The following is a 25,896-nucleotide window of genomic DNA, read 5'->3' on the forward strand; positions in this document are numbered from 1 at the left end:
AGATTATAATAAATAAAGTTTTGCGGGTGTAGTTCAATGGTAGAACCTCAGCTTCCCAAGCTGATGGCGTGGGTTCGATTCCCATCACCCGCTCATTCAGCTGTACTGATGATACTCGGGTGTCATTAGTACTTTTTAACTCAACAATGAACACTTGTGTGTTCAGATAGCCGCGTGCATCATTAATTTATGAATTTTGTAAGCCCTAATCGACGTGACTCATCTGTTGAGGATAATTATAAAAATAAGATCATTATTTTTATTCCTCGCATCATAATTTTTATGTGGTAGTGCTTATTGTGAGGAAGGCTATGGAGAGGTTTTAATATCGAAGTAACGGATCAACAGACGTTAGCAGATTGTCTTATGACTTGTGATTTTGACTAATAGAAGTTATGCCTTGTAGCCTGGGTAAAGCGTAGCCTAACCCAGGTTCTTTTGCCTCATCTCGGAGGCAAGTGTTCTCTGAGTATGGCATTGTGCTACAACGTAGAGATCCCTTGCAAAAGCTCGGGATGATGAGATTGCGCCACGCAGCTCTCAAGCTACGGCGACAATTATTCTATGACTTCCTTTTTCTCTTCAAGGCTTCTCGAGAGCCCTAATTTCTCTTTCAAACGCGCGACAACATCGGGATCATATTGTCTTGTGGTTTTATTTTTTACCATTACTGCCGTAGCTCGAGCAGGTTGTGCTGGTGCATTTAGAGTATTGTAGGTTGAGGAGCGCACTGGATAAGTAGGAAAGTGGTCTTCCGCAGGTAACGATGGTTGGCCTATTTTCGCTTGGAAACTTGTATTTGGCTGCGTTGAATGGACTGGATTTGGTATTTTTTCCGTCAGAACTTTACGTGCATTTCTTACGCTTTTTTCAACACGCTTCTTAATCTTAACTGCAGCGTGCTCGGCCTCTTCTTCACTGACTTCACCAACGACATTACCGTGCAAATCAATGCGCATTTCCCGCAACTTGAGGCATGCCAAATAATCAAGACGGCGGGTGAATAAAACCACGGCCTCTCTTAATTTACTTTTGGAAATGCCTTGCTCTGCAGCATTATCTGCATGCAGCAAGATATCATCCATAATCCCTATTTTTAATGGACGAATTCGTAATGAATTATCGAATGCTTCAGGAAAATGTGCAGCGAGCCATAACAATGCATCTGTTCGTGCTTTTTTAGACTTATTTTTTTGAGTTTTATTTATAACAGCGGTGCGTGGGTGCAGCTCCTGTTTTCTCATTAGAGTACCCTTGTTAGATAGTAAATGTCATTCCAGATTTGCCTTAAGAATGAGCGCACAATGTACAATGTTTAATGATTGTTTGCAAGCATTCTTAATCATGTTCAGTGACGGTGCATAAAAAAGAAAATAAGGCTGGACAGGTGATTAGTTGATCAGCTTGATCAACAGAGTAGAACGGTGAACGGGCTCTAGTAGAAAAATAGGTAATTATCGACCTATAATGAAACAGGTCTTTTTGCAATGGCCATCGTTTTTTGGCCTATGCATTGATGTGATAACATTCATAATCCTTGATAAAACAGTTGAAACCCTGAGGAGCATCCTTCCCTTGCACAACATGTTTCAACTGCTTTTGCCAGGATTACTGACCGATTTAACGTTTCGATTAAAGCTTATGGGAGCACTATATGGTAAGCTTCATACAAAAAATGTTTATATTCTTCCTCGCTGCATTCTTTCCATGGATCATTTTTCTTATGAATGATAATCCTGGAGGTGCCTTTGTTGCCCTAGCTTTACAAGCAACAGTAATTGGATGGCCTTTTGCAACCATTTGGGCTTTGCGAACTCACTATCCTCCCCAAAAAGAAAAATCATAAACCATTTTATGAGGAGAACTATGTTAACGCGTGTTATTGTGAATGGAGCCAATGGTAAAATGGGCTCTTTAGCTTGTGAAACTTTAGAGAATCACAAGGAATTTGAATTAGTTGCACAACTTGGCAAACAAGATAATTTAGCGCAAGCAATTAAAGAGACTAAAGCACAAATTGTGGTTGATCTCACTCGTGCAGATTGTGTGTATCAAAATAGCCTTACTATTATAAACCATGGCGCACATCCAATTATTGGAACCTCAGGACTTCTTCCAGATCAAATTAAAGAATTAACTGCATTATGTGAAAGTCATCGTCTGGGTGGAATTATTGTACCTAATTTTTCTATAAGTGCTGTCTTGATGATGCTTTTTGCGGCCAAGGCCGCTGAGTACTTCCCCGAGGTGGAAATTATTGAGGCGCATCATCAACAAAAACTTGATGCCCCATCGGGAACTGCATTAAAAACTGCTGAAATGATTGCTGCAGCAAGAAAACATCCCAAAAATAAATTAAATCTCAAGGAATTGATCCCTGGTGCTCGTGGTGGAAGCCATTGTGACGTCAGTATCCATTCTTTACGTCTTCCTGGTGTTATTGCCCGTCAACAAGTGATTTTTGGTAGTGTAGGTGAAACATTAACCATTACTGATGACTGTATTGATCGCCGTTGTTTTATGCCCGGGATTATTTTGTCCTGCCAAAAGGTCTCAGGATTATCTACATTAATTTACGGACTGGAGCATTTACTTTAACATCGAGAATCAGCCCGGCCAACGAAATGCACCGGGCTCTAGTTAATGATGAAAAAGTGACTCACTATGATGTGATTGTTTCGACTTATTAAACAAGCTGTTCCACTCCTCTACGGTCCGGTCGACCAATCCAGCAAAACTGATTTGCTCTTCCTGTGCTTTTAGAAGTGAGCGTAAACGTCCATAAACAGAATTTGTAGCCTCTGAACGGGTTTCATCTGCTATAGGCCTATCTAATACGATTTGCAATATTTTTTCGAGTCGTACAAGATTATCTTTTCCAGAGGTAGGACTTAACATGAGTTCAGAAATTTGTTCTATTCCCTCAGGAGTTGTTGGCGACGTATCAGTAAAGAACAAAGTAGACCAACGTGAACTGGGTTCTGGGGTAAATAAACTTTTTTCGTTAATTAAAGGATGAAGCGCGTCGTAAAGTCGATTACAATTTTTTTTGCCTAATTGTCGGGCCACTAAACGACATTTTAGGGTGTTTTTGGGTAATAGATATTCGTTTACTTTTTTATGACCACCCACAAAAATATTTTTTACTTCGTTATCCGTTGCGGCTCGGTCATCATCTCTAAGCGCTCGCTCACTATCGAGACGCTTTTTAATTTCAGTAGCAATATCTTCTGGTAAATACCATTCAGGAGTTTTAATGCCTTCAGAGCCCGGAGCATTATGTCCTGCATGTTCCTGTTGATGGCGGCTCATATACAGATCAGCGACCAGAGAAACAAAACGAATGCGATCTTTAGCTTCAGGTTCATCGAATATGGGCCAGGAGCCATAAAGCTCTTTATAAAGGAGCATTGCATCCGTATGGATGAGTTCAATGGCTTTTCTATCCTTACCGCTCACACAAGAGCCATAAGAATGCCCTCCAATTGTCAAAATAATTAACTGTTCCAAAGAGCTTAAAAACAACTCTCTACCCGCATAATCAAAAACCGTTGCGGAACCTGGTCTCGACTCTAAAACATTTTTATATTGATCCAGTAGAGTCTGGAGTCCAGGAGTTGTGGCAACATATTTTTTTGCGACAGCCAATAAATTCAAACTGTCGGGATCATTTGACGGAGTATAATATATCCTTTTTGCTAAATTATAAGGATGATTATTTTGTTGAATGGGTTGAAGCTTTTCTCCCCGCTCTTGCGCGGACTTCTCTCGCCGCTCTACCGCAGCCCGTGCTAATTTGTACAACGCCAAATCTGGTGGCAATGTTGGTATAAAGTCTGTAATCCAGGTCGGTACATAGTCCACAGCATGAATTGGACTAATCAGCGTTTGTAATAATGCGGGTTGATCAGGCTGCACCTGCTCCATCACTTTAGTCAAATTCGAGTCGGAATGGCGTTGTTGTACTGCTGCAGGCCACTCCAACCCATCTCGTGTGGCAATATGACTGGAACGGTACCGTTTTTTTGAGAGTTCGCGAATTACTTTCCCATCATGACTCATTCCTAATAAACTATGAGCGGCGTAATTTGCAGGCAAAGGCAGCGTACGATGACGGCTGGATAAAAAAGTCACCGCATCTTCGACTTTATCAACTCCTTGCAGTACGTGTTGCAAAAAAAACTGTTGGTGATGAGGCAATACCCAGTACCATTGTGGAAGACTGGAGATTTGTCCCACTGTATCGGCACTCTCTTTATTAAAACTCTCTCCGGTGATCAAATCTTTAAACTGATCCAGGTTTTTGTCTAATTGAGCAGGATTAGCGGCCAAAAGCCGCATCATTTCTCGCAAATGCGGACTCAGCTCATTAAACCACTTAGGGAGCGGCAACAAATTACTAGCAATTTGTTCCAGGTCCCTCTTTAAACTGATTGCTTTCTTTTTTATTGATGACCAATTGATTTTAAAATCTGTGAAATCCTGAACAACTTTCGTAGGACTGCTAATGGCTGGATCCAGATGGTAAAAATAGGCTTGTTGATATTCAGGCAGCTTGGCTAGCCAGGATGGAGTTTTCGGATATTCCTTAGCTTTTATCTCTTTGAGTTCGTTAATTATTTCATCGTAGTAAGGAGGCAGCGACTCGTCCAATTGAATGATATAACTGATATCCTCGCCCACTTTCATAGGTATTAAAGTGACCAAATCATTGCGACCATTGCGCATTAATTGATATTGTTCTGCCTCATTGAGCAGCTCAATCGCTTCTTCGTTAGAAGTACCCCAAGCCAAAGCAATCACTTCGATTAGTTTGGCAGTATATTTTTCTAACTCCTTATGTAACTTATCTGTTGAGCCTTTTGCATCTAAAGCCGAGGTTTTACAGTCCTCTACGTAATCACGTAAGGTTTGCTTGGCCAAAAAATTGCTCTGAGGAGGTAAAGGGTATGCATCAAGAAGAAAATTGAATGCATTGTTAAGGCTATTGACCCGACGTCCAAAACTCCGATTATAATCAGGCTTCTGTTGGTAAGTTTCTAAAACATAGCCAGGAAAGCGTTTCTGTAATGAATTGAGTAATTCTGATGATAATTCGGTACCATGAGGTACACGTAAAATAATTCCTTTTCCCATCGATTAATTTCCTTAACTACTCGCCTCGATTCAAAAATATTCAACAGAGCGATTCAAATAGAGGTCATTTTTAGTCCTAATCTCTTCGTTATTATTGTATAAATAATTCCATGAAACAATTACAATAATCACTTAATTTGATAAAAATAATAAAAAGGAGTTTGCTAATGGGCTACATTGTACAACATTATATTGGTGGTCAATTTATTAACGAAACGAACGCCACAAGTCACTCTATCTACAATCCTGCTTTGGGAGAAGTGATTGGTCAAGTTCATTTCGCGTCTACAGCACTTTGTGATAAAACAGTTGCTACCGCCAAAGAAGCAGGAATCGAATGGGCCCAGACTCCCCCCATCAAAAGAGCGCGCATCCTCTTTAAGTTCAGAGAATTATTAGAAAAAAATCAATTGGACCTGGCACGTATCATTACCCGTGAGCATGGAAAAACTTTAGATGACGCCAAAGGTTCCGTAGCACGTGCTATCGAAGTAGTCGAATTGCATTGTGGCATAGCCAATCATCTGCAAGGCGATTTTTCAGCCGATGTGACTAATGGGATTGATTGTCACACATTGAGACAACCATTAGGTGTTTGTGCCGGTGTTTCCCCTTTTAATTTTCCTGTCATGGTTCCTGTATGGATGATGATCCCTGCTATCGCTTGTGGCAATACATTCATATTGAAACCCTCTGAACAAGACCCTTCTGCCTCGGTCCGCTTGCTTGAATTATTAAGTGAAGCAGGGTTACCAGCCGGAGTAGCCAATTGTTTACATGGTGATAAAACAACAGTAGACCATTTGCTGGCTCACCCCGACATTGCGGCGTTTACTGCCGTGGCCTCTACACCTGTTGCCCAACATATTTATACTGCAGCCACATCGCATGGAAAACGCGCCCATACGTTTGGTGGTGCTAAAAACCATTGCGTCGTCATGCCTGATGCAGACCTCGATCAAGCGGCTGGCGCGATTGTAGGCGCAGCTTATGGTTCAGCAGGTGAACGTTGCATGGCCATATCCGTCGTGGTTACAGTAGGCGAACAGACAGCGGATGCGTTAATTGAAAAAATGACGCCACAAATCAAAGCGACTCGCATCAACGCCGGGGATGCTCCTAACACCGATATGGGACCATTAATTAGCGGCCCACACCGCGAAAAAGTACTGGCCGCCGTAGATAAAGGAATAAGCGAGGGAGCCAAGCTCATTATTGATGGCAGAGCATTTAAGCATCCTGAACACCCACAAGGGTTCTTCATGGGTCCCTGTCTCTTCGATCATGTGAATGAAAACATGTCCATTTATCAAAATGAGATTTTTGGCCCCGTTTTGGTCATTGTGCGCGTCAATCATTTTGAGGAGGCTCTCGCCCTGGTGAATAGAAACCAATACGGTAATGGCACTGCAATCTTCACACGGGATGGATTTAGCGCTCGCGAATACAGCCAACGTGTCCAGGTTGGGATGGTTGGGATTAACATTCCTATCCCTGTTCCTGTTGCCAATCATCCTTTTGGTGGTTGGAAACATTCTTCTTTTGGAGACAGCAATATGCACGGACAGGAAAGCATCCATTTCTATACCCGACGCAAAACCGTCACCAGTAAATGGCCTGTTACTGAAATCAATGAAAGTGCTTTTATTATGCCAACGCATGATTAAACCAGGAGAATAATTTCATGTAGCCTGGATAATACGACACAGAACCAGGAACGCTTTGATAAAGAATCCCCGGGTTACGGCTTCGCTTTCACCCAGGCTACATTTTACAGCACATGGAGAACGCAATGGCAAAAATAGGATTTGTGGGACTTGGTCATATGGGCTTACCTATGGCCATCAATCTGGTTAAAGCAGGACATCAAGTGACCGGTTATGATTTGCAACAAAGCGCCTTGCATCAATTTTCCCAGGCAGGTGGCCTAGTTGCGCAAAACACCCTTGAAGTCGCTAGAGAACAAGATATATTAATTACGATGCTGCAAAACGGCCAGCAAGTATTAAATGTTTGTCATGGCAATAATGGATTGTTCCATGCAGCAAAAAAAGGAGCTTTGTTTATTGATTGCTCCACCATTGATGTCAACAGTTCGCGTGAACTGCATCTCTTAGCCAAACAACACCAACTTCAAGTCGTTGATGCCCCTGTATCTGGCGGAGTAGCCGGGGCCGGAGCAGCCACATTAACCTTCATGGTGGGCGGTGAAGAACATGCATTCCATGCCGCTCAGCCTATTTTGGCAGCCATGGGACAGAAAATCATCCATACCGGTACTGCAGGCAGCGGACAAGCAGCGAAAATATGTAATAACATGATCCTTGGGGTCTCGATGATTGCGATTTCAGAGGCATTTACGCTCGCAGAACACTTGCAATTATCACCGCAAAAACTTTTTGAAGTAGTCACCAATGCTTCAGGACAATGCTGGGCAATGAGCAAATATGCACCAGTTCCGGGAGTTTTAGAAAATGTACCTGCCAATAATGAGTACAAACCCGGATTTGCAGCAGCAATGATGCTTAAAGATTTATTGCTCAGTCAGGATTCAGCGCGATCAGTCAATGTGCGTACTCCTTTGGGTGCAAAAGCAGCCACCATTTATCAACATTTTATCGACCAAGGTCTGGGTGATTCTGATTTTTCTGCAATTATTAAACTGATTTCTCAAGGTGAAGAGGTATAACATGCATGCTCATTTGCACGATCCAAAATTAACGCCAACTGAGGACTCCCTATGCGAGTTTTGGTCCGAAGTGGCGCAACAAACTGTAGATTGGCTCCAACCTTGGGATACAGTCCTCACCGGCGGGTTCAAAGATGGGGATGTAACCTGGTTCAAAGGTGGAAAATTGAATGTCAGCATGAATTGTCTCGATCGCCATTTACCCCATAAAGCAAACCAGCCAGCGATTATTTGGGAAGGCGATGATCCCAGCCAACATAAAATCCTGAGTTTTGCTGAATTACATGCTGAAGTATGTCGCATGAGTAATGTGCTCAAACAGCTACAAGTAAAAAAGGGTGACAAAGTTGCGATTTACTTACCGATGATTCCTGAAGCAGCAATTGCCATGCTTGCTTGTACACGTATTGGCGCTGTGCATACCGTCATATTTGCCGGTTTTTCTGCCCACGCGTTAAGACAACGCGTCCTTGCTTCTGAATGCACGTGTTTGATCACGGCAAATCATTTTAATCGTGGTGGTAAATTAGTGAGTCTCAAGGAGCAGGTTGATGAAGCATGTAATGATCTGCCTTTGCAAAGACTCCTAATCAAAACGAGTGATGATGTCGTTCCTTTTGATAATAATAAAGATCATTGGTGGCATGAGCTCAAAACAAAAGTAAGCGCGCAGTGTGATCCAGAACCTATGGATGCAGAAGATCCTCTATTCATCTTATATACCTCTGGAAGTACCGGCCAACCGAAAGGAGTAGTGCATACAACAGGAGGTTATTTAGTACAAACCGCTTACACCCATCAATTAATCTTTAATTGTCAAGAAGATGAAGTGTTTTGGTGCACTGCTGATATAGGCTGGGTTACAGGGCATAGTTATGTGGTATATGGCCCGCTTTGTAATGGGATTACCACCCTAATTTATGAGGGAATTCCTACTTGGCCCGATTCTTCCAGGAACTGGCAAATCGTGGATAAGCATCAAGTCAACGTATTTTATACGGCACCCACCGCCATACGTGCTTTAATGCGTGCTGGCGATGAATGGTTAAATTCGAGCTCCCGACGCTCCTTACGATTACTTGGATCCGTTGGCGAGCCGATTAATCCGGAAGCATGGCAGTGGTATTATCAAAAAGTAGGCCAAAACAGATGCCCTATAGTAGATACCTGGTGGCAAACCGAAACTGGCGCCGTGATGATTAGCCCCAGAGCGGATGATGCGACCCATAAACCTGGCTCAGCACGCCAACCCATCCCAGGCATCATTCCTGTATTACTCAATGAACATGGTCACGAAATCATCGGCGCCGGCGAAGGATTTTTAGCAATAAAATACCCCTGGCCTTCTATGGCAAGAACCATTGCCGGTGATCACCAACGTTTTTGCATGACCTATCTACATCATGGTTATTACATTACGGGAGATGGTGCAAAACGCGATGAAGATGGTGATTATTGGATTACGGGACGCGTGGATGATGTGATTAATGTTTCAGGACATCGCTTAGGCACTGCAGAAATCGAAAGTGCACTGGTGAGTCATCCCGCTGTTGCTGAAGCAGCTGTAGTCGGAATTCCCCATGAGCTTAAAGGCCAAGGCATTTACGCCTATGTTATTTTAAAACAAGATTATGTGGCTGATGACCGATTACAGGCGGAATTAATCCAGCAGGTCAATAAAGAAATAAGCCCTATAGCCAAGCCTGATGTCATTCATGTGGTGAGTGATTTACCCAAAACCCGCTCAGGCAAAATCATGCGTCGTATCTTACGAAAGATTGCAGGAAAGGAAATAGAGAGTCTTGATGAATTGGGAGATATATCCACTTTGGCAAACCCAAAAATCGTAGAGAAATTGTGGAAGGAGTCAAATCAACATTAATACATTCATTTATCTATTAAAAAATGTAGCCTGGGTGAAGGCCTAGCCGTACCCCGGGATTTCGAGAATGTGAATTACTTAACCCGGGCTTTTTTTGTACTGCATCCAGGCTAAAGTTGCACGCCCCAATATTGTAAATTTTTGACCAATTTGTCAAGTAAATGCAAAATATGTATTGCTTTATATGCGAAATACCAGTAAAATTAGACACGTTTTAGCTACCAGTCAGATCCACTAAAATGCAAGATGCCCCGGATTGTTTTGATTTTTCTCAGCTGTCCTTGGAGGAAATAGCTCATTTACTCCAACGTTTTAGCTTGCGCCTCACTCCCGAAGAAGCCCTCACCATTCAAAATACCTTACTAAAAAGACCACCAACCTACGCTGAATGTGTCTTATGGTCAATTCAGGGTTCGGAACATTGTTCCTATAAGAGCAGTCGCAAACACCTTAACCAATTTAATACGAAAGCACCCCACGTCATCCTAGGCCCCAAAGAGGACGCCGGGATTGTGGCAGTAGCTACAGATAAACTAAATAGACGCTATGGTATTGTAGTCAGTCATGAATCACACAATCATCCCTCACAACTTGTACCCTTCGAAGGGGCGGCAACAGGAGTGGGTGGAAATGTGCGTGACGTTTGCTGCATGGGCGCTGAAGTCATTGCCGTTGCCGACAGTTTGCGCTTTGGAGATATTAACCGTCCCAAAACAAAATGGATCCATCAGGGCGTAGTGCAAGGAATTGCGGGCTATGCCAATCCCCTTGGCATTCCCAATCTCGGTGGTGATACATATTATGACGAAGCGTATAATGAAAATTGTCTCGTTACTGTAGTGACCTTGGGTGTAGTCAGAGAAGATCACATTATCCACTCCTATGCACCCCCTAATGCAGAAGATTACCAATTTATATTAGTCGGTAAACCCACAGATAACAGTGGTTTTGGCGGTGCGGCTTTTGCTTCAGCCACTTTGAGTGAAGAGCAACAAGAACAAAATAAAGGCGCCGTACAAGAGCCCAATGCGTTTTTACAAAGACATATTCTTAAAGCCAATTATGCGATGTTTGAATTCCTGCGCGAAAAAAAATCTCATTGATCGCGTTGGCTTCAAGGATTTAGGTGCCGGAGGAATTGCATGCGCCAGCGTTGAATTGGCAGAAGCCAGTGGCTATGGGGCAGAAATCAATCTTGATCTGGTGCCAACCAGTATGAACAATTTACTACCCGCTGTGGTCTTATGTTCCGAAACTCAGGAACGCTTTATGTGGGTTGTTCCCAAAGAATTGGTGGAGACCTTCTTAAACCATTACAACACGCGTTTTGCACTTCCAGAAATCTGCGATGGAGCACAAGCAACGGTAGTGGGTAAAATAAGAAATGATGGCTTATATGTCGCTAAAGCCCAAGGAAAAGAAATTGTCTCGGCGCGAGCAGAAGACATTACCAAAGGTATTCTTTACGATCGTCCCTACAGCTCAAAACAACACTCGCACAGTGAACCACAGCCCATTATCGTGAGTGATTTCAATGAAGAATTATTGAGTTTGCTGGCTCATGAAAACATTGCTTCACGTGCCCCCATTTATGAAAGTTATGATAAGCAGGTTCAAGGTCGTTCTGTTGTGGAGCCAGGATGGGCTGATGCAGGAGTAATTGCCCCCTTTAATGAGGATAAGTACCCCGAAGAAATTCAGCGCACGGGCGTTGCTTTATCCGTCGATCATAATCCCCGTTATAACAAAATTGATGCCTATTGGGGGGCGGTGAATGCCGTCATCGAATCCGTGCGTAATATCATCGCAGTAGGTGCCTGGCCTCTGGCTTTGACCGACTGTTTGTGCTTCGGCAATCCCGAAAATAGCGAGCAAATGGGTGAGTTTGTTGACTCTGTGCGTGGGATAGTCGATGCGTGTCATGCCGTAAAAATGTTTACTGATCGCAGTGTAAGCCTCCCTATTATTTCAGGGAATGTGTCGCTGTATAACGAATCAGCCCAAGGCGCCATCCCACCAAGCCCTATAATCAGTTGCCTTGGTGCAATGAATGATTTATCGAAAACAGTCACTTATGATTTCAAGCATCCTAATTCAGTGCTGTTGATGGTTGGAGCACGTAAAGATGAATGTGGTGGCAGCGTGTATTATCAGTTACACAATCAACTGGGCAGCCAACTCCCTAAACCGGATCTTGCTGCATTTGCCGATGAGATCAGCGCAGTACATGCAGCCATGCAGGCAGGTCTAGTATGGTCAGCTCATGATATTTCCGAAGGCGGCATCGCGGTTGCGCTCGCAGAAATGAGCTTTAAAAATGAAATTGGAGTGAATGTTTTTATTTCCGGTGATTTGCCCAATGATAAAAAGTTGTTTTCAGAAAGCGGCGGATTCATCCTCGAAGTTTCCCCGGAAAATATAAGCGCGCTGGAACAAATATTCCAACAATATTCTGTAGCGTTTCAAACTATAGGTGAAACCACAGTAACCCCAACCTTGATAATGAATTCGGTTATCAATCTGTCAATCAGTGCAGCCAAAACTGCCTGGAACAATGGTTTAGTTGAGAGGCTCATATAATGTCAATTATTGATTATAAAGCTGCCGGTGTAGACATAGAAGCAGGCAATGAAGCGGTTCGTAGTATTAAAAAATCGGTAGAAAGCACCTTCTCGCCGCATGTACTGACCGGGATCGGCAGCTTCGGTGCCATGTACGATCTCAAAACTCTGCTGCAAGATTACGAGCATCCGGTTCTGGTACAAAGCATTGATGGGGTGGGCACAAAAATGATGGTCGCCAAAATGATGCAAAAATTCGATACCATCGGGATTGATTTAGTCAGTGCCACAACCAATGACATTATCGTTTTAGGCGCCAAACCGCTTACGCTGCTTGATTACATTGCCAACGACAAATTAAAACCGGAAATCGTTGAGCAAATCATTAAGGGCATGGTCCAGGCCTGTAAAGAAAACCACATCTCTTTAGTCGGCGGTGAAACTGCAGAAATGCCCGGTACTTATTTACCTGGCGAACTGGATTTGGTCGGCGTTATTACCGGGGTAGTTGAAAAAAATAAAGCCATTGAGGGCAAAGCCATCTGTGAAGGCGATCTGCTGGTGTGCTTTCCTTCAAGTGGCTTGCATACCAATGGTTATTCATTAGCCAGAAAATTGCTCTTTGATGTTGCGGGCTACAAAGTTGAATCTCAATTCCAAGATTTTTCCCATAGTATTGGTGAAGAGCTTTTAACCCCTCATATTAACTACACCAGGCCGATTTTGAGCATTTTGGAAAAAAACATTCCCATTAAGGGCATGGCGCACATCACCGGTGGTGGTTTACTGGAGAACATCCCCCGTATTTTACCGCAACATTGTGGTGTAGAAATTCATAAAAATCGGATTCCTGAATTAGCTATCTTCAATTTATTACGTAAATTAGGCCATTTGGATGATGAGCATATGTATCGTACGTTTAATATGGGCGCGGGTTTGGTTCTTTTTATAGCACCAGAAACATTATCTGCTGTACGCGAAGTACTCCGTGATTTTCCATCGTTCCCTCTTTATGAAATTGGACAGGTTGTAAGAGGAGATCAAATGGTGAAACTGTTATGATACGCATTGGTTTAATTCAATTTCCAGGTTCCAATTGTGAACGAGAAACGGCGCTTGCGGTCAAACGTGCTGGCATGGAGCCCGTTGAGTTTTTGTGGAATGAACCTTTAGAGAAGCTACGTCACTTAGATGGGTATATCCTTATTGGGGGGTTTTCTTATGAAGATCGTTCCCGCGCAGGCATTATTGCCGCACTAGATCCGGTAATTCAAGAAATCAAAGCCCAGAGTGAGCAAGGCAAACCGGTATTTGGAATCTGCAATGGGGCCCAAATACTTGTCGAATCAGGTTTAGTGCCCGGCTTTGACCAAGATGAGATTAGTATGGCTCTGACTGAAAATAAGCGTATTGCCAATGGCAAAATAGTAGGCACGGGTTTTTATAATGCCTGGGTGCACATGCGATTAGCAGCAAATCATCAACATAATGCATTTACCCGTCATCTGAAAACCACCGATTTAATTCATCTTCCCATTGCCCATGCGCAAGGGCGTTTTTTAATGCCCGATGCTTTGTTAAAGAAAATAGAGCAGCAAGGTTTAAATTTATTCCAATATTGCGATGCCGAAGGCAAGATCATTGATAATTTCCCGACTAATCCTAATGGCTCTGCAGGCAATATTGCTGCCATTACCAATCAGGCTGGAAATGTCATGGCGATGATGCCGCATCCGGAGCGCACGATTAATGGCGATCCAATTTTTGCGTCCATGCGTGATTATATAAAAGAACGTACTGGTCGCTTGGGTGTAGATGCCGTCGTTCCAGAGTCCTCGCTTGAATTGGATCCTGCAACGAAGGCGCGGGAAGGAATGGCAGTCAACCTCAAAAATTTCAATAAAAATCCAGCCAGTTATCTTTGTCTGGTCAAACTCATTATCACGGACAACCAAGCCTTGACGGTACAAAAAACCTTAAGACGCTTAGGTTTTCCCGTAACAGTGAATCGTTTCGAACACTGGGAAATTGATTGTGATTCTGCAGAAGAGTTCGCTCAGCTCAAAAATACTGGACTTTTATATTCGGATCGAAAGGAGCGTGAAGTTTCCCTTAACGAACTTAACTCGAAAAATACTTTCGCGTATCTCGTTCGTGCAAAAGAAGACCTAAAAGGGCAACAAACGCTACAAACCCTGAATACCCACTATGAATTACCAAAAATAAATACAATACATCACGGTGTTTTATGGCAGTTTACTAGCGAGGAAACTGATGTTTCTACGTTAATAGACCCTATTTTGTTAACTCACATTATTGGAAACCCCTATGCTCATGAATGCTACCGATACATCCACGCGTTATGACAAAGAAATTCGAGAAGCTTTAGCTTTTTGCTTGGATCAAACGAATTTACCTGTAGGCAAAAAATATCAAGGAAAAGTAAGAGATGCATACGATTTGGGTCATTTCATCATGCTCGTTACTACCGATAGGCTCACCGCCTTTGATCGGCATCTTGCCCTCATTCCTTACAAAGGTGCGGTACTTAATTTAACCAGTGCGTGGTGGTTTGAACAAACCAAAAATCTTGTTCCTAATCACATCATTGCGGTTCCCGATCCCAATGTGGTTATTGCCAAAAAATGCTCCGTTTTTCCCATTGAGTTTGTAGTGAGAGGTTACATTAGTGGAACAACCGGCACTTCGCTTTGGACTCAATATCAAAAGGGGGTGCGTGAATATTGTGGGATTACTTTTCCTGAAGGATTAAGAAAAAATCAGCAATTGGAACAGCCGGTTTTGACGCCAACCACTAAAGAAAAAATTCATGACCGCCCTATTGCGCCAGCTGAAATTATTTCTGAAGGATGGATGAGCGAAGCGGATTGGTTAGAAGCCAGTGCTTTAGCACTGAAACTGTTTCAACGGGGTGCTAAAATCGCTAAAAATCATGGTTTGATTTTAGTGGATACCAAATATGAGTTTGGTCGTGATGCGGAGGGGAACATTATCGTAGTCGATGAAATCCATACGCCCGACTCCAGTCGTTATTGGCTTGCCGACAGTTATCATGACCGCATTACTGCTGGATTAGAACCCGAAAATATTGATAAGGAATTCTTGCGACTATGGTTTGCAAAAAATTCAGACCCTTATCATGATGAGCAACTTCCACAAGCACCACAAGAATTAATTGAAGAGCTCTCATCACGCTACATTCAGTTGTATGAACGAATCACAGGCAAAAAGTTCAGCTTTGCGGAACATAAAGAACCTGCTGAGCAACGGATCATGCGTCATATTGCAAATTACTTGGGATAACATAATCAATGTGTGGGATAGTAGGTATTTACAGTCACGAACCAGTAGCCTCTGAATTATATGAGAGTCTTATCCATTTACAACATCGAGGTCAGGATGCCGCTGGCATCCTGACTTGCGATCAGCGGTTCTACACAAAACATGGATTGGGTTTGGTACGTGAAATTTTTACGCCAGACAATGTTTCCCCGCTCATGGGGAACATAGGCATTGGTCATGTTCGTTATCCTACCGCAGGCGGCTATACGGAAACCGATGTCCAACCCTTATGGATTGGTAGCCCCCGTGGCATAGCGCTGGCACATAATGGCAATTTGTCGAATTACCAAGAATTGGCCGATGAAATTCGTTTAAAACAACATCGACATCTCAACACATCCCTCGATTCTGAAGCCCTATTACTGATGCTTGCGGATAATCTGGCCAGTAATGCCGCCAGTAATGAGGAAAACAATGACCGCTTTTTCGAACTACTGACCCAAGCAGTCTCACATATTTTTGAGCGCATGGAAGGAGCTTATTCGATTGTTTCTGTGATTATTGGTAAGGGACTGGTTGCCTTTCGTGACCCGCACGGGATTCGCCCTTTAGTTTGGGGAACACGTGAAAATCCTGATGGCACTGTAGATACAATTTTTGCATCAGAAACCACCCCTTTTTATGCCTTAGGCTTTGAGCCCAAAGGAGATATTTTACCTGGTGAAGTTGCCTTTATTGATTTAAAGGGGACGATGCACCGTCGCGTTTTGAAGACGCAAGAATTCAGACCTTGCGTTTTTGAATACGTTTATTTCGCCCGCCCAGATGCAACGCTCAATAACGTCAGCGTTTACCGTTCACGTTTACGGATGGGACAAAATTTGGCGATCCAATGGAAGAAAAAACATCCCGATCTTATCCCAGATATTGTTATCCCTGCCCCGTTCACGGCCAATACCGCCGCGTTGTCTTTTGCCAGCGAACTAGGGGTACGGTATTCTGAGGGACTGTATAAAAATCCTTTTATAGGCCGTACGTTTATTATGCCCAATCAAAAGGCCAGAAGTCGGAATATTCGTTACAAACTAACCCCGCAACCAACGGAAATTAAAAATAAAATAGTCATGATTATCGATGACAGTATTGTTCGAGGCACCACCTCTCGCGAAATTGTCAAAATGGTAAGAGAGTCTGGTGCGAAACAAATTTATTTTGCCTCCACGTCACCCGCACTTAAAAATCCCTGTTTTAGTGGTATTGATATTCCCTCACGCAAAGAGTTAATTGCTGCAAATCAAAGTGATGATGAAATTGCCAACTATCTCGGTGTGGATGCGTTACTCTATCAATCCCACGAGGACTTGGTTGAAGCCGTAACGCGTCGGGGGGAACATCAAATCAAGAAACCCTGCATGGCGTGTATGGATGGTGATTACTTTTGTAAAAAGCTCACTGCAGAAAAAATGAAGCAACTTGAACTACAACGTGAAACAAGTAGAGGTATTTCCCCAAAAAAAGAGGACATTGAATGAACATTCTTGTTATCGGTTCTGGTGCGCGTGAACATGCACTCATCAAAGCACTACACCGTTCACCACAACGACCTTCATTATTTTGTTATGGGACGGCAATCAACCCAGGCATCCATCATCTCACAGAACACTATGCTGCTGGGGATATTACCGATTGTGCTGCAGTTGTCTCCAAGGCAAAACTCTGGGGAATTGAATTAGCGATTATTGGTCCAGAAGCCCCCCTTGAACAAGGCATGGCTGATGCATTATGGCACACAGGAATCCCAACCATCGGACCGAAAAAAGAATTGGCGCAAATTGAAACCTCTAAAGAGTTTGCCCGTGATTTAATGAAAAAACATCAGATTGCCGGTCTGCCACGTTATCAAAAATTTACAACCCTCAATCAAGTTGAAGCATTCCTCTCTGAGCTTGGGGAAGGCAATTACGTCATTAAAGCCAATGGCTTAATGGGGGGCAAAGGGGTTAAAGTCGCAGGAGAACACTTGCACTCAATTGCTGAGGCCTTGCATTTTTGTCAGGAAATTCTTGATAAAAAACAAACGATTCTCATCGAAGAAAAACTGATTGGCCAGGAATTTTCCTTCATGTGTTTTGCAGATGGCAAAAAGCTCATTCCCATGCCTTTGGTGCAAGACCATAAACGTGCTTATAACGGCGATCGAGGTCCTAATACGGGCGGTATGGGTAGTTATTCAGACACCGACCATCGCTTGCCTTTTTTAACGCCTCACGACGTACACGAAGCGCTAGCGATTAACAATGCCGTCTTTCAGGCATTGTCTTCTGAATATGATGAACCTTATATTGGCATTTTATATGGCAGCTTTATTGCGACTAAAAACGGAATTTATGTCATTGAATTTAACGCCCGTTTTGGCGATCCTGAATCATTAAATGTATTATCGATTTTAGAATCTGATTTTGTTGCCCTATGCCAAGCAATGATTCATGGCGACTTAAGCGATGATAAGGTCCAATTTTCCAAACAGGCTACTGTGTGTAAATATGCAGTTCCTGAAGGCTATCCTGATACCCCAAAGAAGAATTTTGTCGTTGATTTTTCAAAAGTAGTTTGCCAGGATCATCTCTACCTTTCTTCAGTCAATCAGGTCGATCAGCACATCATTGCTGAAGGTTCGCGTACTGCCGCTTATGTAGGAATTGCCGATTCCATTGTTGCTGCAGAAATAAAAGCGGAACGTGAAATTTCATTGATTGAAGGTCCTTTGTTTCATCGTGAAGACATCGGTACACAACAATTAATTCAGCAACGTATTGATCATATGCAAAGGATACGCGCCTCATGATTCGCATTGCCGTACTTGGTTCCACTCGCGGAACGAATCTAAACGCAGTTGTTGCTGCAGTAAAGCAACAGCGCTTGCCAGCAACAATAGAAGTGGTTTTAAGCAATAAAGCAGATGCTCTGATTTTAGAAAAAGCCGCACATTTCGGAATCAAATCACTGTTTATTGATCCTCAAGGATTCAGTCGCAGCGAATTCGATAGTTTTTTATCGGAAACACTCAAACAGCACCACATCGATCTTATCGTTTTAATTGGCTATATGCGTATCTTATCTGCTGAATTTGTCACGAATTGGGAAAATAAAATAATCAACATTCATCCTTCTTTATTACCAGCTTACGCAGGGTTAATGAATCTTGATGTTCACCAAGCTGTTTTAGATGCGGGTGAAATTGAAAACCGGCTGCACCGTGCACTATGTTACTGAGCAAGTCGATGCAGGTCCGATTATTATACAAAAGAAATGTCCTGTTTTAGCAGATGATACCCCAGAGCGGTTAAAAACCAGAGTACAGGGATTGGAAGGAGAGGCTTTGATTGAAGCAATTCAGCTTATTGCCTCCAATGAAAGCCGGGGTTCGTATCGCTACACCCAGGCTACGAATACTTAAATCGAACTGAAATGAAATAATTAACGGGGGCAATATGTCAAATGCACTTGTGTCCATTCTGATGGGTTCAAAATCAGATTGGGCCATTATGGAGGAAGCCAGTTTAACCCTGGAAAAATTTAACATTCCTCATGAGGTGCGTGCTTTATCGGCCCACCGCACCCCTGATGCGTTGTTTGAATATCTCAAATCAGCAGAACAGCGTGGCGTTGAACTTTTTATCGCTGCTGCAGGCGGTGCTGCGCACTTGCCTGGCGTTGTTGCTGCGAAAACCACAGTACCTGTTTTAGGTGTACCCCTGCCCTCATCGACGTTCATTAATGGCCTTGATGCGCTTTTATCCATAGTCCAAATGCCCGCTGGAATCCCCGTTGGCACTCTTGCGGTGGGGAAAGCTGGCGCAATCAATGCAGCTATTTTCGCAGTAACTATCCTGGGTAATAAATATCCTGAATATCGCGAGGCGATTAAAAAATATCGTGCCGCTCAAGCAGAAAAAGTATTGGAAAATGCCGAAATCAAGGGGTAACTCGAGAAAATCATCTCACCCATTCAGTGTGTAGCGTGGTTGCACGCAGCGAGGCTACACTATTTCAAACCATTGATTGAGTAAAGCTATCAATTCCTCAACCCCTGCTTTTTTTAAAGAGGAAAAAGATTGCACCGTAATTAAATGCTCTGCCAATTCATAATGTTTGCGCACTTTAAATACCGTATTTTTTACTTCACTGCGACTTAATTTATCCGACTTAGTCAGTAAAATATGTACTGGAAGCTCTCGCTCTAAAGCCCAATCAATCATCATCAGGTCCAAATCTTTTAAAGGATGGCGAATATCCATTAACAAGATCAACCCTTTTAAGCTTTTTCTAACTTCAAGATAATGTGCTAAATTTTTTTGCCAATCCAGTTTCACTTGTAAGGCAACTTTGGCATAGCCGTAGCCGGGTAAATCGACAAGACGCCGCTCTGCATCAATCTCAAATAAATTAATTAACTGGGTGCGTCCCGGTGTTTTACTGGTTCTTGCCAAATTTTTAATGCCGGTTAAACAGTTTAAGGCACTTGACTTGCCTGCATTGGAGCGGCCGGCAAAAGCAACTTCATATCCTGAGTCCTCAGGCAAATGGGATACGCGTGCAGCACTTTTTAAGAATATTGCTTTAGAATAAGGATTTTCTGACATATGAATTATAATATTTCGGATTTCAACCAAGGCAGTGTACCATTACTTCAAGAATTTATTATGAGAAATCGATGAAAAAATTTGTACTCACTTTTCTTCTCGGTGTACCACTCACCCTTTTTGCCCAAGAAAATGCTAACTCCGTAGCAAATAAAGCAGCGGTTTGTACCGCATGCCATGGTCCACAAGGCAATAGTCCCAATCCCGATTGGCCCAATATCGCAGGACAACATCCCAAATACTTTATAAAACAACTTAAAGACATCAAAGAGGGCGCCCTTCGCAATGTGCCTACCATGCAGGCTATTGTTGCGATGCTGAACGAGCAGGACATGGATGACTTGGCAGCATATTATGCTAAAATGCCTGTTGCTCAAGGCAGCACCCCTGAAAAATTTCTTTCCCGTGGTGAACAAATTTACCGTGGCGGAGATTTTACAAAAAGGATTACGGCATGCATTGCCTGTCATGGTCCTAAAGGGACAGGTAATTCCCAAGCGGGCTTTCCGGTGCTTTCAGGGCAGCATGCTGCTTATACCGTTTTGCAGTTAAATGCATTTAAAGACGGTAAGAGAAAAAATGATTTAAACCATATCATGCAAGATATTAGCAGTAGAATGAGCCAAGATGATATGGAAGCAGTTGCACATTATATTGAAGGGTTACATTAGGAAATTAAATTATGTTAAAAAAATTAATCGCTGTATTCTTGCTCTTGCCCGCAATGGCTCTAGCCGCGTCATTTGTTGAAGGTAAGGATTATCAAGTTGTGAGTAATCCCCAAGCAACAAATAATAAAAATAAAACCCCCGTTATTGAAGAATTTTTTAGTTATGGCTGTCCTTGGTGTTATAAAATAGAAGCACCTTTAGATGAATGGGTGAGTAAAATGGGGAATAACATCCAATTCGAACGCGTCCCCGTCGTCTTCAAACCCACTTGGGAGCTATATGCTAAGGCCTACTACACTGCAAAAACACTCGCACTTTCGGATAAAATGGATCCCTTACTCTTTAAAGCCATACAAGTAGAGAAAAAACCCTTAGAATCAAAACAAGCGATGATCAATTTCTTTATTACTCAAGGTGTCGATAAGGAAATTGCAAAAAGCGCCTTTGAAAATTCGCCAACAATCGATATGCGTGTGCAAAATGGAATGAGCCTCATGGGCACTTATCAAATTAATGCTGTTCCCGCTTTTGTTGTGAATAATAAATATAAAACGGATTTACAAATGGCTGGGAGTCCGGAACGTTTATTGGAAATATTGAATTACCTTTCTCGCAAAGGGTAATCTGCTTTAGGTGAACTATGCGGCCCGTAAACGTGCCGATGCGGTAAATACCCCCTCACCCCTAACCCTCTCCCCCAAGGTGGAGAGGGGGTATTTTGAACCACTAAATGAATGTGCCATCAAGTGTTGGATTTAAAGTACATTGGCCATGGTACTTTTCTGAGAAATCAGTTCTTTTGCGGCAGCTAAACCCAACATCTCCCCTAACACATTGGTTAGCACATTTAATGTTTGTTTTACTATTTTTGTAAGCGGGCTTGAAACAAAGCCACTCAAAACAGGATTGTCCCGTTTATAAAACTCACTCCCTCTTTCCATGAGCTCCGATGCTTTTCTACAAAACGCAACTAACTCCTCCACATTTTTGAAATCATATAATTGTTTAAAATGAGTTTTGAATTCTTCTTGTAGCTTCTCATCACCTTTACTTAATAACAAACCTTGTTCTATAAAAAAACCGGCAAGGTTCCTGGGATTAGTTAATTTTAAATATTCATGAAAATACGCTTCTAAGGTAGGCTTTACCTTATTCAGTTGCTTAGAAATATATATTTGCTCAAGGATATGAGTAAACGGTTGCTCAATATTTGCTTTTTTGAGGGCAGAAACTTCTAAATAATCAATGCCCAACTCATCAGCCAATTGCTGTGCCTGTTCGGTGGGTATTTCTCGACGATGGGTGATATCTGCTTTACAACCCACCAGTAGTATAGGCACATTTTTTTTAGTTGCCCGTAAACGCTCAATATATGCTTTGGTATTCTGTAACGATCCCTTTTGCGAGAGATCAAAGCAAACCAAGGCGCCATCGACCGTACGAAAATAGGAGTCTACTACTTTTTGTAATCTCGGAGCTCCCGATGCGTCCCAGATCCGTAATTGTATTTTCTTATTAAAGGCATTTATCGATTGTATTTTTTGATCAACACCTATAGTACTCATATATTCATCAAAAGGATAAAGGGTACCCCCACAATAGGTGTGCATTAAACTGGACTTCCCTACAGCATTATCTCCAAGAAGAATTACTTTGAAGTGCTCATCATATTCTCTTTTGTGCTCCATGCTAAATAACCTTAGATCAGCTTGAACAAAAATAATAACGAATTATTGGTGTTAATTTAAGTGTTCTTTGAACTTATAGTTATTAACTGGCGGACAGTGAAATCCGCTTTGAAGCGACGAAGATTTTTATTAGGCACCTTTACCAGGGTTTTCCAAACTTAAGATCCCCGTATTAAAATCATAGGCAAAAATCTCGGCATAACGCCCCCAATCAATCATAGTGCGTAATACCCGATCAGCTTCTTTTTCACTTAAATAATCCTCAAGCTTACTCAAAAACCGTTCTTCAGAAACTCGATGACCTACTTTTTCATCTAAAATCCGTCGTATATAACGTGCCAGGGGCACTTTTTCCAATAATCTTTGAGCAAATAGTTGCTTACGTTCTTGAAGATCCGCTTCCGCAAATTGCTTTCCTAAGTCGCTTAATTGAATATCCCCCGCAGAAACTTTAGCAAAACCTAATATCTCCAGAGTTTCGAGTATGGGGAACAGATCATCAATATTCATCATTAATTCATCAGCGAGTTCTGGCAAATCAATCCGCTCTTCAAAAGAAGTCATTGTCTCAATCAAACCCGTTAATTCTGAGGGCTCTACGTCAGGCAACCGATAGCCCAAACCGATTTGTCGTTCTCTTTGCGCTCGTTTTGCCTTTTCTTTAGGGCCGGTTGTCATTAACGTATAAATTTTATCAACCAAAGCCCGAAACTCAGGAGACTCAGGATCACGCGGCTGCGGTAAAGTAACAGGGAGTTCTGCACGAATGTAGCCGGGATCATTACCGAAAATTACAATTCTATCGGCTAAGGTAGCGGCTTCTTCAATATTATGTGTTACTAATAAAATTCCATTAGTATTGGTTTTCTTTTCTTTCCATAATTCCAATAAGTCCGATTTTAGGTTTTCTGCGGTGAGTACATCAAGGGCTGAAAAAGGCTCATCCATGAGTAAGACATCCGGATTAATGACGAGAGCTCGCGCAAAACCGACCCGTTGGCGCATCCCTCCAGAAAGCTCTTTAGGGAAAGCGGACTCAAAACCGTCAAGGCCAATAATATCAATTGCTTCAATGGCGCGATGTCGACGCTCTTCACGGTTTACTCCTTGTGCCTCAAGCCCCAGTTCTACATTTTCTAATACAGTAAGCCATGGCATCAAAGCAAAAGACTGAAAAACCATCGCAATACCATCGACTGGGCGGGTAACCGGTTTGCCTCGATAAGTTACCGTTCCACTGGTAGGCGCTATAAGCCCGGCAATAATACGCAGCAAAGTAGATTTTCCTGAACCGGATTTACCTAGTAATGCAACGATTTCACCTTCTTGCAGTTTAAAATTAACATCCTCAAGCACCAGCAAATCTTGTTCTGCGGCTTTTTTAAATGACTTGCGCAAGCTTTCTATAGCAATAATGGTTTCAGACATAGGTATCTTTTTAATTAAAGTTAAAACGTTCTTCCGCCAACCGATAGAGCGGACGCCAAATCAAATGGTTAAAAGTAAGCACATACAAGCACATCATCGCGGTACCTAAAGCAATCTTTGGGAAATCACCAGTTGCCGTACTGGCTTGAATGTATTCACCCAGGCCTGTGGCTCTAAGGGTAGTATTTCCCCAACTCACAAACTCCGCGACGATACTGGCATTCCATGCACCACCTGCGGCTGTAATGGCACCAGTAATATAAAAGGGAAAAATTCCAGGCAACGCCAATCTTTTCCACCAAATCCATCCTTTCAAACCAAAATTATCTGCAGCAAGATAAAGCTCACGCGGAATAGTAGATGCTCCAGCAATCACATTGAATAAAATATACCATTGTGTCCCAAGAATCATGAGTGGCGTCACCCATATTTCTACATTTAAATGGAACGCGACAATAGCAATCACGAATAAAGGATAGAATAAATTCGCAGGAAACGCCGCAACAAATTGAATGACAGGCTGTATTTTTTGTGCAATTCTTGGTCTTAAGCCAATCCACACCCCGATTGGGATCCAAACGAGGGAGCTCAAGAAAATCAAACAAAGAACTCGAGTGCCTGTAGCAGCCCCCAGTAGAAATACATGTAAAATATCACTGACTTTCAATTCTGCAAGGATAAAGCGTAATAGGAACCATGCTCCTGAGCAAACACTGATAAAGACTAAAATACTCCAAACCCGATCCAGACGTTTCTGTCTTTTGAAATCAACTTCTTTAATGGCTTTAGCCTCATTGATCCTAAGCCAGCGCGCATTGACAAAATAATCAGTAAAAATACTGATGACTTCAGCAAATTGCTTCATTAACCGACTACCGCGTATCCAGTCTATCAACCAAGATTGATATTCCACTTCATCATGAGACTGTTCTGTTTTAAATTTTTCGGACCAAGCAATTAAGGGTCGGAAGAATATTTGGTCATATAAAAAAATAACGATCACCATTGCCAAAATGGCATAGCCCACTGCATGGATATCCCGTTGCTGGATTGCTAAAGCAATGTACGAGCCTACCCCGGGTAATCTGATGTCTTGATGAGCTACGGAAATTGCTTCAGATAAAACCACAAAGAACCAACTTGCAGACATGGAAACCATCATATTCCATAATAAGCTCGACATAGAAAAAGGAACTTCCAGCTTCCAAAAACGCTGCCATGCTGAAAGTCGGAACATAGAAGACACCTCTTGTAAATCATGAGGCAATGTTTTTAATGACTGATAAAAACCAAAAGTCATATTCCATACTTGGGCACAAAAAATAGCGAAAATGGAGGCGCATTCAGGTCCCAACAAACTGTTTGGAAATAGACGGATAAATCCAGTCACGGTAATGGATAAGAAACTAAGGACCGGTATGGATTGCAAAATATCAATCGCAGGGATAATGATTTGTTCCGCACGTCGATTTTTGGCCGCCCAAAGTCCTACAGTAAACGTAAAAATGATTGAAAAAAACAATGCAATAAACATACGAAGTACTGTACGTAATGCATAAAAAGGCAGATTGGCAGGATCTAAAGAAATAGGTATCTGCTGTCCTAACTGATAAGGAGTAGCCATTTGCGAACCGGCCCACCCCAAAAAAAACAAGATAGAAAAAATAAGAATAAGGAGCAACAAATCCCAACGATTTATATATCGGCCAAATCTATCAGGATTAGCAAAGTAGAATCGACTTTCTCGCACCATGCCCCCCTTAATAACTTTGTCGACACCCGAAACACACTCTGCAACGTATGAATCACGCAGTAAAGGGTCTGTTTACAATGCGCTAGATTGAGCCCAAATGGCGTGATATGCGCTTGCATACTATCCCTTGTCATCCCTCGCT

The 25,896-nt window shown here is 42.4% G+C and carries 21 protein-coding genes, 1 tRNA gene and 1 pseudogene; 17 read left to right on the top strand and 6 right to left on the bottom strand.

What is annotated here, in order from left to right:
- Positions 1 to 22: 22 nt before the first annotated feature.
- A tRNA-Gly gene (locus tag EL022_RS02410) sits at positions 23 to 93 on the top strand.
- Positions 94 to 557: 464 nt separating this feature from the next.
- On the opposite strand, the gene EL022_RS02415 is transcribed toward EL022_RS02410, so the two are convergent.
- Positions 558 to 1,244, bottom strand: coding sequence for a ProQ/FinO family protein (locus EL022_RS02415; RefSeq protein WP_028381593.1), 687 nt, complete (start codon positions 1,242 to 1,244; stop codon positions 558 to 560).
- Between the two features lie 410 nt (positions 1,245 to 1,654).
- Between EL022_RS02415 and EL022_RS16745 the strand changes: the two genes are divergently transcribed.
- Both EL022_RS16745 and dapB read left to right on the top strand, forming a co-directional pair.
- Positions 1,655 to 1,846, top strand: a complete 192-nt coding sequence (locus EL022_RS16745; RefSeq protein WP_028381592.1) for a hypothetical protein — start codon at positions 1,655 to 1,657, stop codon at positions 1,844 to 1,846.
- Positions 1,847 to 1,866: 20 nt separating this feature from the next.
- A complete protein-coding gene (dapB, locus tag EL022_RS02425; RefSeq protein WP_028381591.1) occupies positions 1,867 to 2,598 on the top strand; it encodes a 4-hydroxy-tetrahydrodipicolinate reductase in 732 nt (243 codons plus the stop codon).
- 42 nt (positions 2,599 to 2,640) lie between these two features.
- Here dapB and EL022_RS02430 read toward each other — a convergent pair whose 3' ends face one another.
- A complete protein-coding gene (locus EL022_RS02430; RefSeq protein ID WP_028381590.1) occupies positions 2,641 to 5,136 on the bottom strand; it encodes a hypothetical protein in 2,496 nt (831 codons plus the stop codon).
- A 167-nt stretch (positions 5,137 to 5,303) separates the two neighbouring features.
- On the opposite strand from EL022_RS02430, the gene EL022_RS02435 reads away from it, so the two are divergent.
- From EL022_RS02435 to purE, 12 genes and pseudogenes are all read left to right on the top strand, one after another.
- Complete coding sequence (locus EL022_RS02435) at positions 5,304 to 6,803, top strand: CoA-acylating methylmalonate-semialdehyde dehydrogenase (RefSeq protein ID WP_028381589.1); 1,500 nt, start codon at positions 5,304 to 5,306, stop codon at positions 6,801 to 6,803.
- 125 nt (positions 6,804 to 6,928) lie between these two features.
- Positions 6,929 to 7,825, top strand: coding sequence for a 3-hydroxyisobutyrate dehydrogenase (mmsB, locus tag EL022_RS02440; protein WP_028381588.1), 897 nt, complete (start codon positions 6,929 to 6,931; stop codon positions 7,823 to 7,825).
- Between the two features lies 1 nt (position 7,826).
- Complete coding sequence (acs, locus tag EL022_RS02445; protein ID WP_028381587.1) at positions 7,827 to 9,707, top strand: acetate--CoA ligase; 1,881 nt, start codon at positions 7,827 to 7,829, stop codon at positions 9,705 to 9,707.
- A gap of 239 nt (positions 9,708 to 9,946) precedes the next feature.
- Positions 9,947 to 10,810 (top strand): AIR synthase related protein, encoded by an 864-nt coding sequence (locus EL022_RS16230; protein ID WP_241972231.1) that lies wholly within the window; start codon positions 9,947 to 9,949, stop codon positions 10,808 to 10,810.
- Complete coding sequence (locus EL022_RS02450) at positions 10,734 to 12,287, top strand: AIR synthase-related protein (protein ID WP_241972232.1); 1,554 nt, start codon at positions 10,734 to 10,736, stop codon at positions 12,285 to 12,287. The genes EL022_RS16230 and EL022_RS02450 overlap by 77 nt, the downstream gene beginning before the upstream one ends.
- Positions 12,287 to 13,330, top strand: a complete 1,044-nt coding sequence (gene purM, locus EL022_RS02455) for a phosphoribosylformylglycinamidine cyclo-ligase (protein WP_028381585.1) — start codon at positions 12,287 to 12,289, stop codon at positions 13,328 to 13,330. Before EL022_RS02450 ends, purM begins: the two co-directional genes overlap by 1 nt.
- Positions 13,327 to 14,634 (top strand): phosphoribosylformylglycinamidine synthase I, encoded by a 1,308-nt coding sequence (gene purQ, locus EL022_RS02460; protein WP_035901007.1) that lies wholly within the window; start codon positions 13,327 to 13,329, stop codon positions 14,632 to 14,634. Before purM ends, purQ begins: the two co-directional genes overlap by 4 nt.
- Complete coding sequence (locus EL022_RS02465; protein WP_028381583.1) at positions 14,597 to 15,592, top strand: phosphoribosylaminoimidazolesuccinocarboxamide synthase; 996 nt, start codon at positions 14,597 to 14,599, stop codon at positions 15,590 to 15,592. The genes purQ and EL022_RS02465 overlap by 38 nt, the downstream gene beginning before the upstream one ends.
- A gap of 8 nt (positions 15,593 to 15,600) precedes the next feature.
- Entirely contained in the window at positions 15,601 to 17,103 is a 1,503-nt protein-coding gene (purF, locus tag EL022_RS02470) for an amidophosphoribosyltransferase (RefSeq protein ID WP_028381582.1), read from the top strand.
- Complete coding sequence (gene purD / locus EL022_RS02475) at positions 17,100 to 18,416, top strand: phosphoribosylamine--glycine ligase (protein WP_028381581.1); 1,317 nt, start codon at positions 17,100 to 17,102, stop codon at positions 18,414 to 18,416. The genes purF and purD overlap by 4 nt, the downstream gene beginning before the upstream one ends.
- A pseudogene (gene purN, locus EL022_RS02480) lies at positions 18,413 to 19,028 on the top strand (phosphoribosylglycinamide formyltransferase). Before purD ends, purN begins: the two are co-directional and overlap by 4 nt.
- 34 nt (positions 19,029 to 19,062) lie before the next feature.
- Positions 19,063 to 19,557, top strand: a complete 495-nt coding sequence (purE, locus tag EL022_RS02485; RefSeq protein ID WP_028381579.1) for a 5-(carboxyamino)imidazole ribonucleotide mutase — start codon at positions 19,063 to 19,065, stop codon at positions 19,555 to 19,557.
- A 54-nt stretch (positions 19,558 to 19,611) separates the two neighbouring features.
- Here the strand turns inward: purE and yihA are convergent, their stop codons facing one another.
- Positions 19,612 to 20,214, bottom strand: a complete 603-nt coding sequence (gene yihA, locus EL022_RS02490; RefSeq protein ID WP_028381578.1) for a ribosome biogenesis GTP-binding protein YihA/YsxC — start codon at positions 20,212 to 20,214, stop codon at positions 19,612 to 19,614.
- A gap of 71 nt (positions 20,215 to 20,285) precedes the next feature.
- Between yihA and EL022_RS02495 the strand changes: the two genes are divergently transcribed.
- Both EL022_RS02495 and EL022_RS02500 read left to right on the top strand, forming a co-directional pair.
- On the top strand, positions 20,286 to 20,885 hold the full coding sequence (locus EL022_RS02495) for a c-type cytochrome (protein ID WP_028381577.1): 600 nt from the start codon (positions 20,286 to 20,288) through the stop codon (positions 20,883 to 20,885).
- Positions 20,886 to 20,896: 11 nt separating this feature from the next.
- On the top strand, positions 20,897 to 21,508 hold the full coding sequence (locus EL022_RS02500) for a thiol:disulfide interchange protein DsbA/DsbL (RefSeq protein ID WP_028381576.1): 612 nt from the start codon (positions 20,897 to 20,899) through the stop codon (positions 21,506 to 21,508).
- A gap of 132 nt (positions 21,509 to 21,640) precedes the next feature.
- On the opposite strand, the gene EL022_RS02505 is transcribed toward EL022_RS02500, so the two are convergent.
- From EL022_RS02505 to EL022_RS02515, 3 genes are all read right to left on the bottom strand, one after another.
- Complete coding sequence (locus tag EL022_RS02505; protein ID WP_028381575.1) at positions 21,641 to 22,573, bottom strand: Rab family GTPase; 933 nt, start codon at positions 22,571 to 22,573, stop codon at positions 21,641 to 21,643.
- Positions 22,574 to 22,702: 129 nt separating this feature from the next.
- Positions 22,703 to 24,001: an ABC transporter ATP-binding protein gene (locus tag EL022_RS02510; protein WP_028381574.1), complete on the bottom strand. Its 1,299-nt coding sequence runs from the start codon at positions 23,999 to 24,001 to the stop codon at positions 22,703 to 22,705.
- A gap of 10 nt (positions 24,002 to 24,011) precedes the next feature.
- Positions 24,012 to 25,751 carry an ABC transporter permease gene (locus tag EL022_RS02515; RefSeq protein ID WP_126325249.1) on the bottom strand — a complete coding sequence of 580 codons (1,740 nt, stop codon included), beginning with the start codon at positions 25,749 to 25,751 and terminating at the stop codon, positions 24,012 to 24,014.
- Between the last annotated feature and the right edge of the window lie 145 nt (positions 25,752 to 25,896).

It is taken from the genome of Legionella cherrii, assembly GCF_900635815.1.
Taxonomy (GTDB): Bacteria; Pseudomonadota; Gammaproteobacteria; order Legionellales; family Legionellaceae; genus Legionella; species Legionella cherrii.

Coding starts and splice junctions, on each gene's coding strand:
- EL022_RS16745 (WP_028381592.1), top strand. CDS start 1,655: ATGGTAAGCTTCATACAAAAAATGTTTATATTCTTCCTCGCTGCATTC.
- mmsB (WP_028381588.1), top strand. CDS start 6,929: ATGGCAAAAATAGGATTTGTGGGACTTGGTCATATGGGCTTACCTATG.
- EL022_RS02465 (WP_028381583.1), top strand. CDS start 14,597: ATGCTCATGAATGCTACCGATACATCCACGCGTTATGACAAAGAAATT.
- EL022_RS02505 (WP_028381575.1), bottom strand. CDS start 22,573: ATGGAGCACAAAAGAGAATATGATGAGCACTTCAAAGTAATTCTTCTT.
- yihA (WP_028381578.1), bottom strand. CDS start 20,214: ATGTCAGAAAATCCTTATTCTAAAGCAATATTCTTAAAAAGTGCTGCA.
- EL022_RS02450 (WP_241972232.1), top strand. CDS start 10,734: ATGCGTTTTTACAAAGACATATTCTTAAAGCCAATTATGCGATGTTTG.
- EL022_RS02415 (WP_028381593.1), bottom strand. CDS start 1,244: ATGAGAAAACAGGAGCTGCACCCACGCACCGCTGTTATAAATAAAACT.
- purE (WP_028381579.1), top strand. CDS start 19,063: ATGTCAAATGCACTTGTGTCCATTCTGATGGGTTCAAAATCAGATTGG.
- purD (WP_028381581.1), top strand. CDS start 17,100: ATGAACATTCTTGTTATCGGTTCTGGTGCGCGTGAACATGCACTCATC.
- EL022_RS16230 (WP_241972231.1), top strand. CDS start 9,947: ATGCAAGATGCCCCGGATTGTTTTGATTTTTCTCAGCTGTCCTTGGAG.
- dapB (WP_028381591.1), top strand. CDS start 1,867: ATGTTAACGCGTGTTATTGTGAATGGAGCCAATGGTAAAATGGGCTCT.
- EL022_RS02510 (WP_028381574.1), bottom strand. CDS start 24,001: ATGTCTGAAACCATTATTGCTATAGAAAGCTTGCGCAAGTCATTTAAA.
- purF (WP_028381582.1), top strand. CDS start 15,601: ATGTGTGGGATAGTAGGTATTTACAGTCACGAACCAGTAGCCTCTGAA.
- purQ (WP_035901007.1), top strand. CDS start 13,327: ATGATACGCATTGGTTTAATTCAATTTCCAGGTTCCAATTGTGAACGA.
- acs (WP_028381587.1), top strand. CDS start 7,827: ATGCATGCTCATTTGCACGATCCAAAATTAACGCCAACTGAGGACTCC.
- purM (WP_028381585.1), top strand. CDS start 12,287: ATGTCAATTATTGATTATAAAGCTGCCGGTGTAGACATAGAAGCAGGC.
- EL022_RS02495 (WP_028381577.1), top strand. CDS start 20,286: ATGAAAAAATTTGTACTCACTTTTCTTCTCGGTGTACCACTCACCCTT.
- EL022_RS02500 (WP_028381576.1), top strand. CDS start 20,897: ATGTTAAAAAAATTAATCGCTGTATTCTTGCTCTTGCCCGCAATGGCT.
- EL022_RS02435 (WP_028381589.1), top strand. CDS start 5,304: ATGGGCTACATTGTACAACATTATATTGGTGGTCAATTTATTAACGAA.
- EL022_RS02430 (WP_028381590.1), bottom strand. CDS start 5,136: ATGGGAAAAGGAATTATTTTACGTGTACCTCATGGTACCGAATTATCA.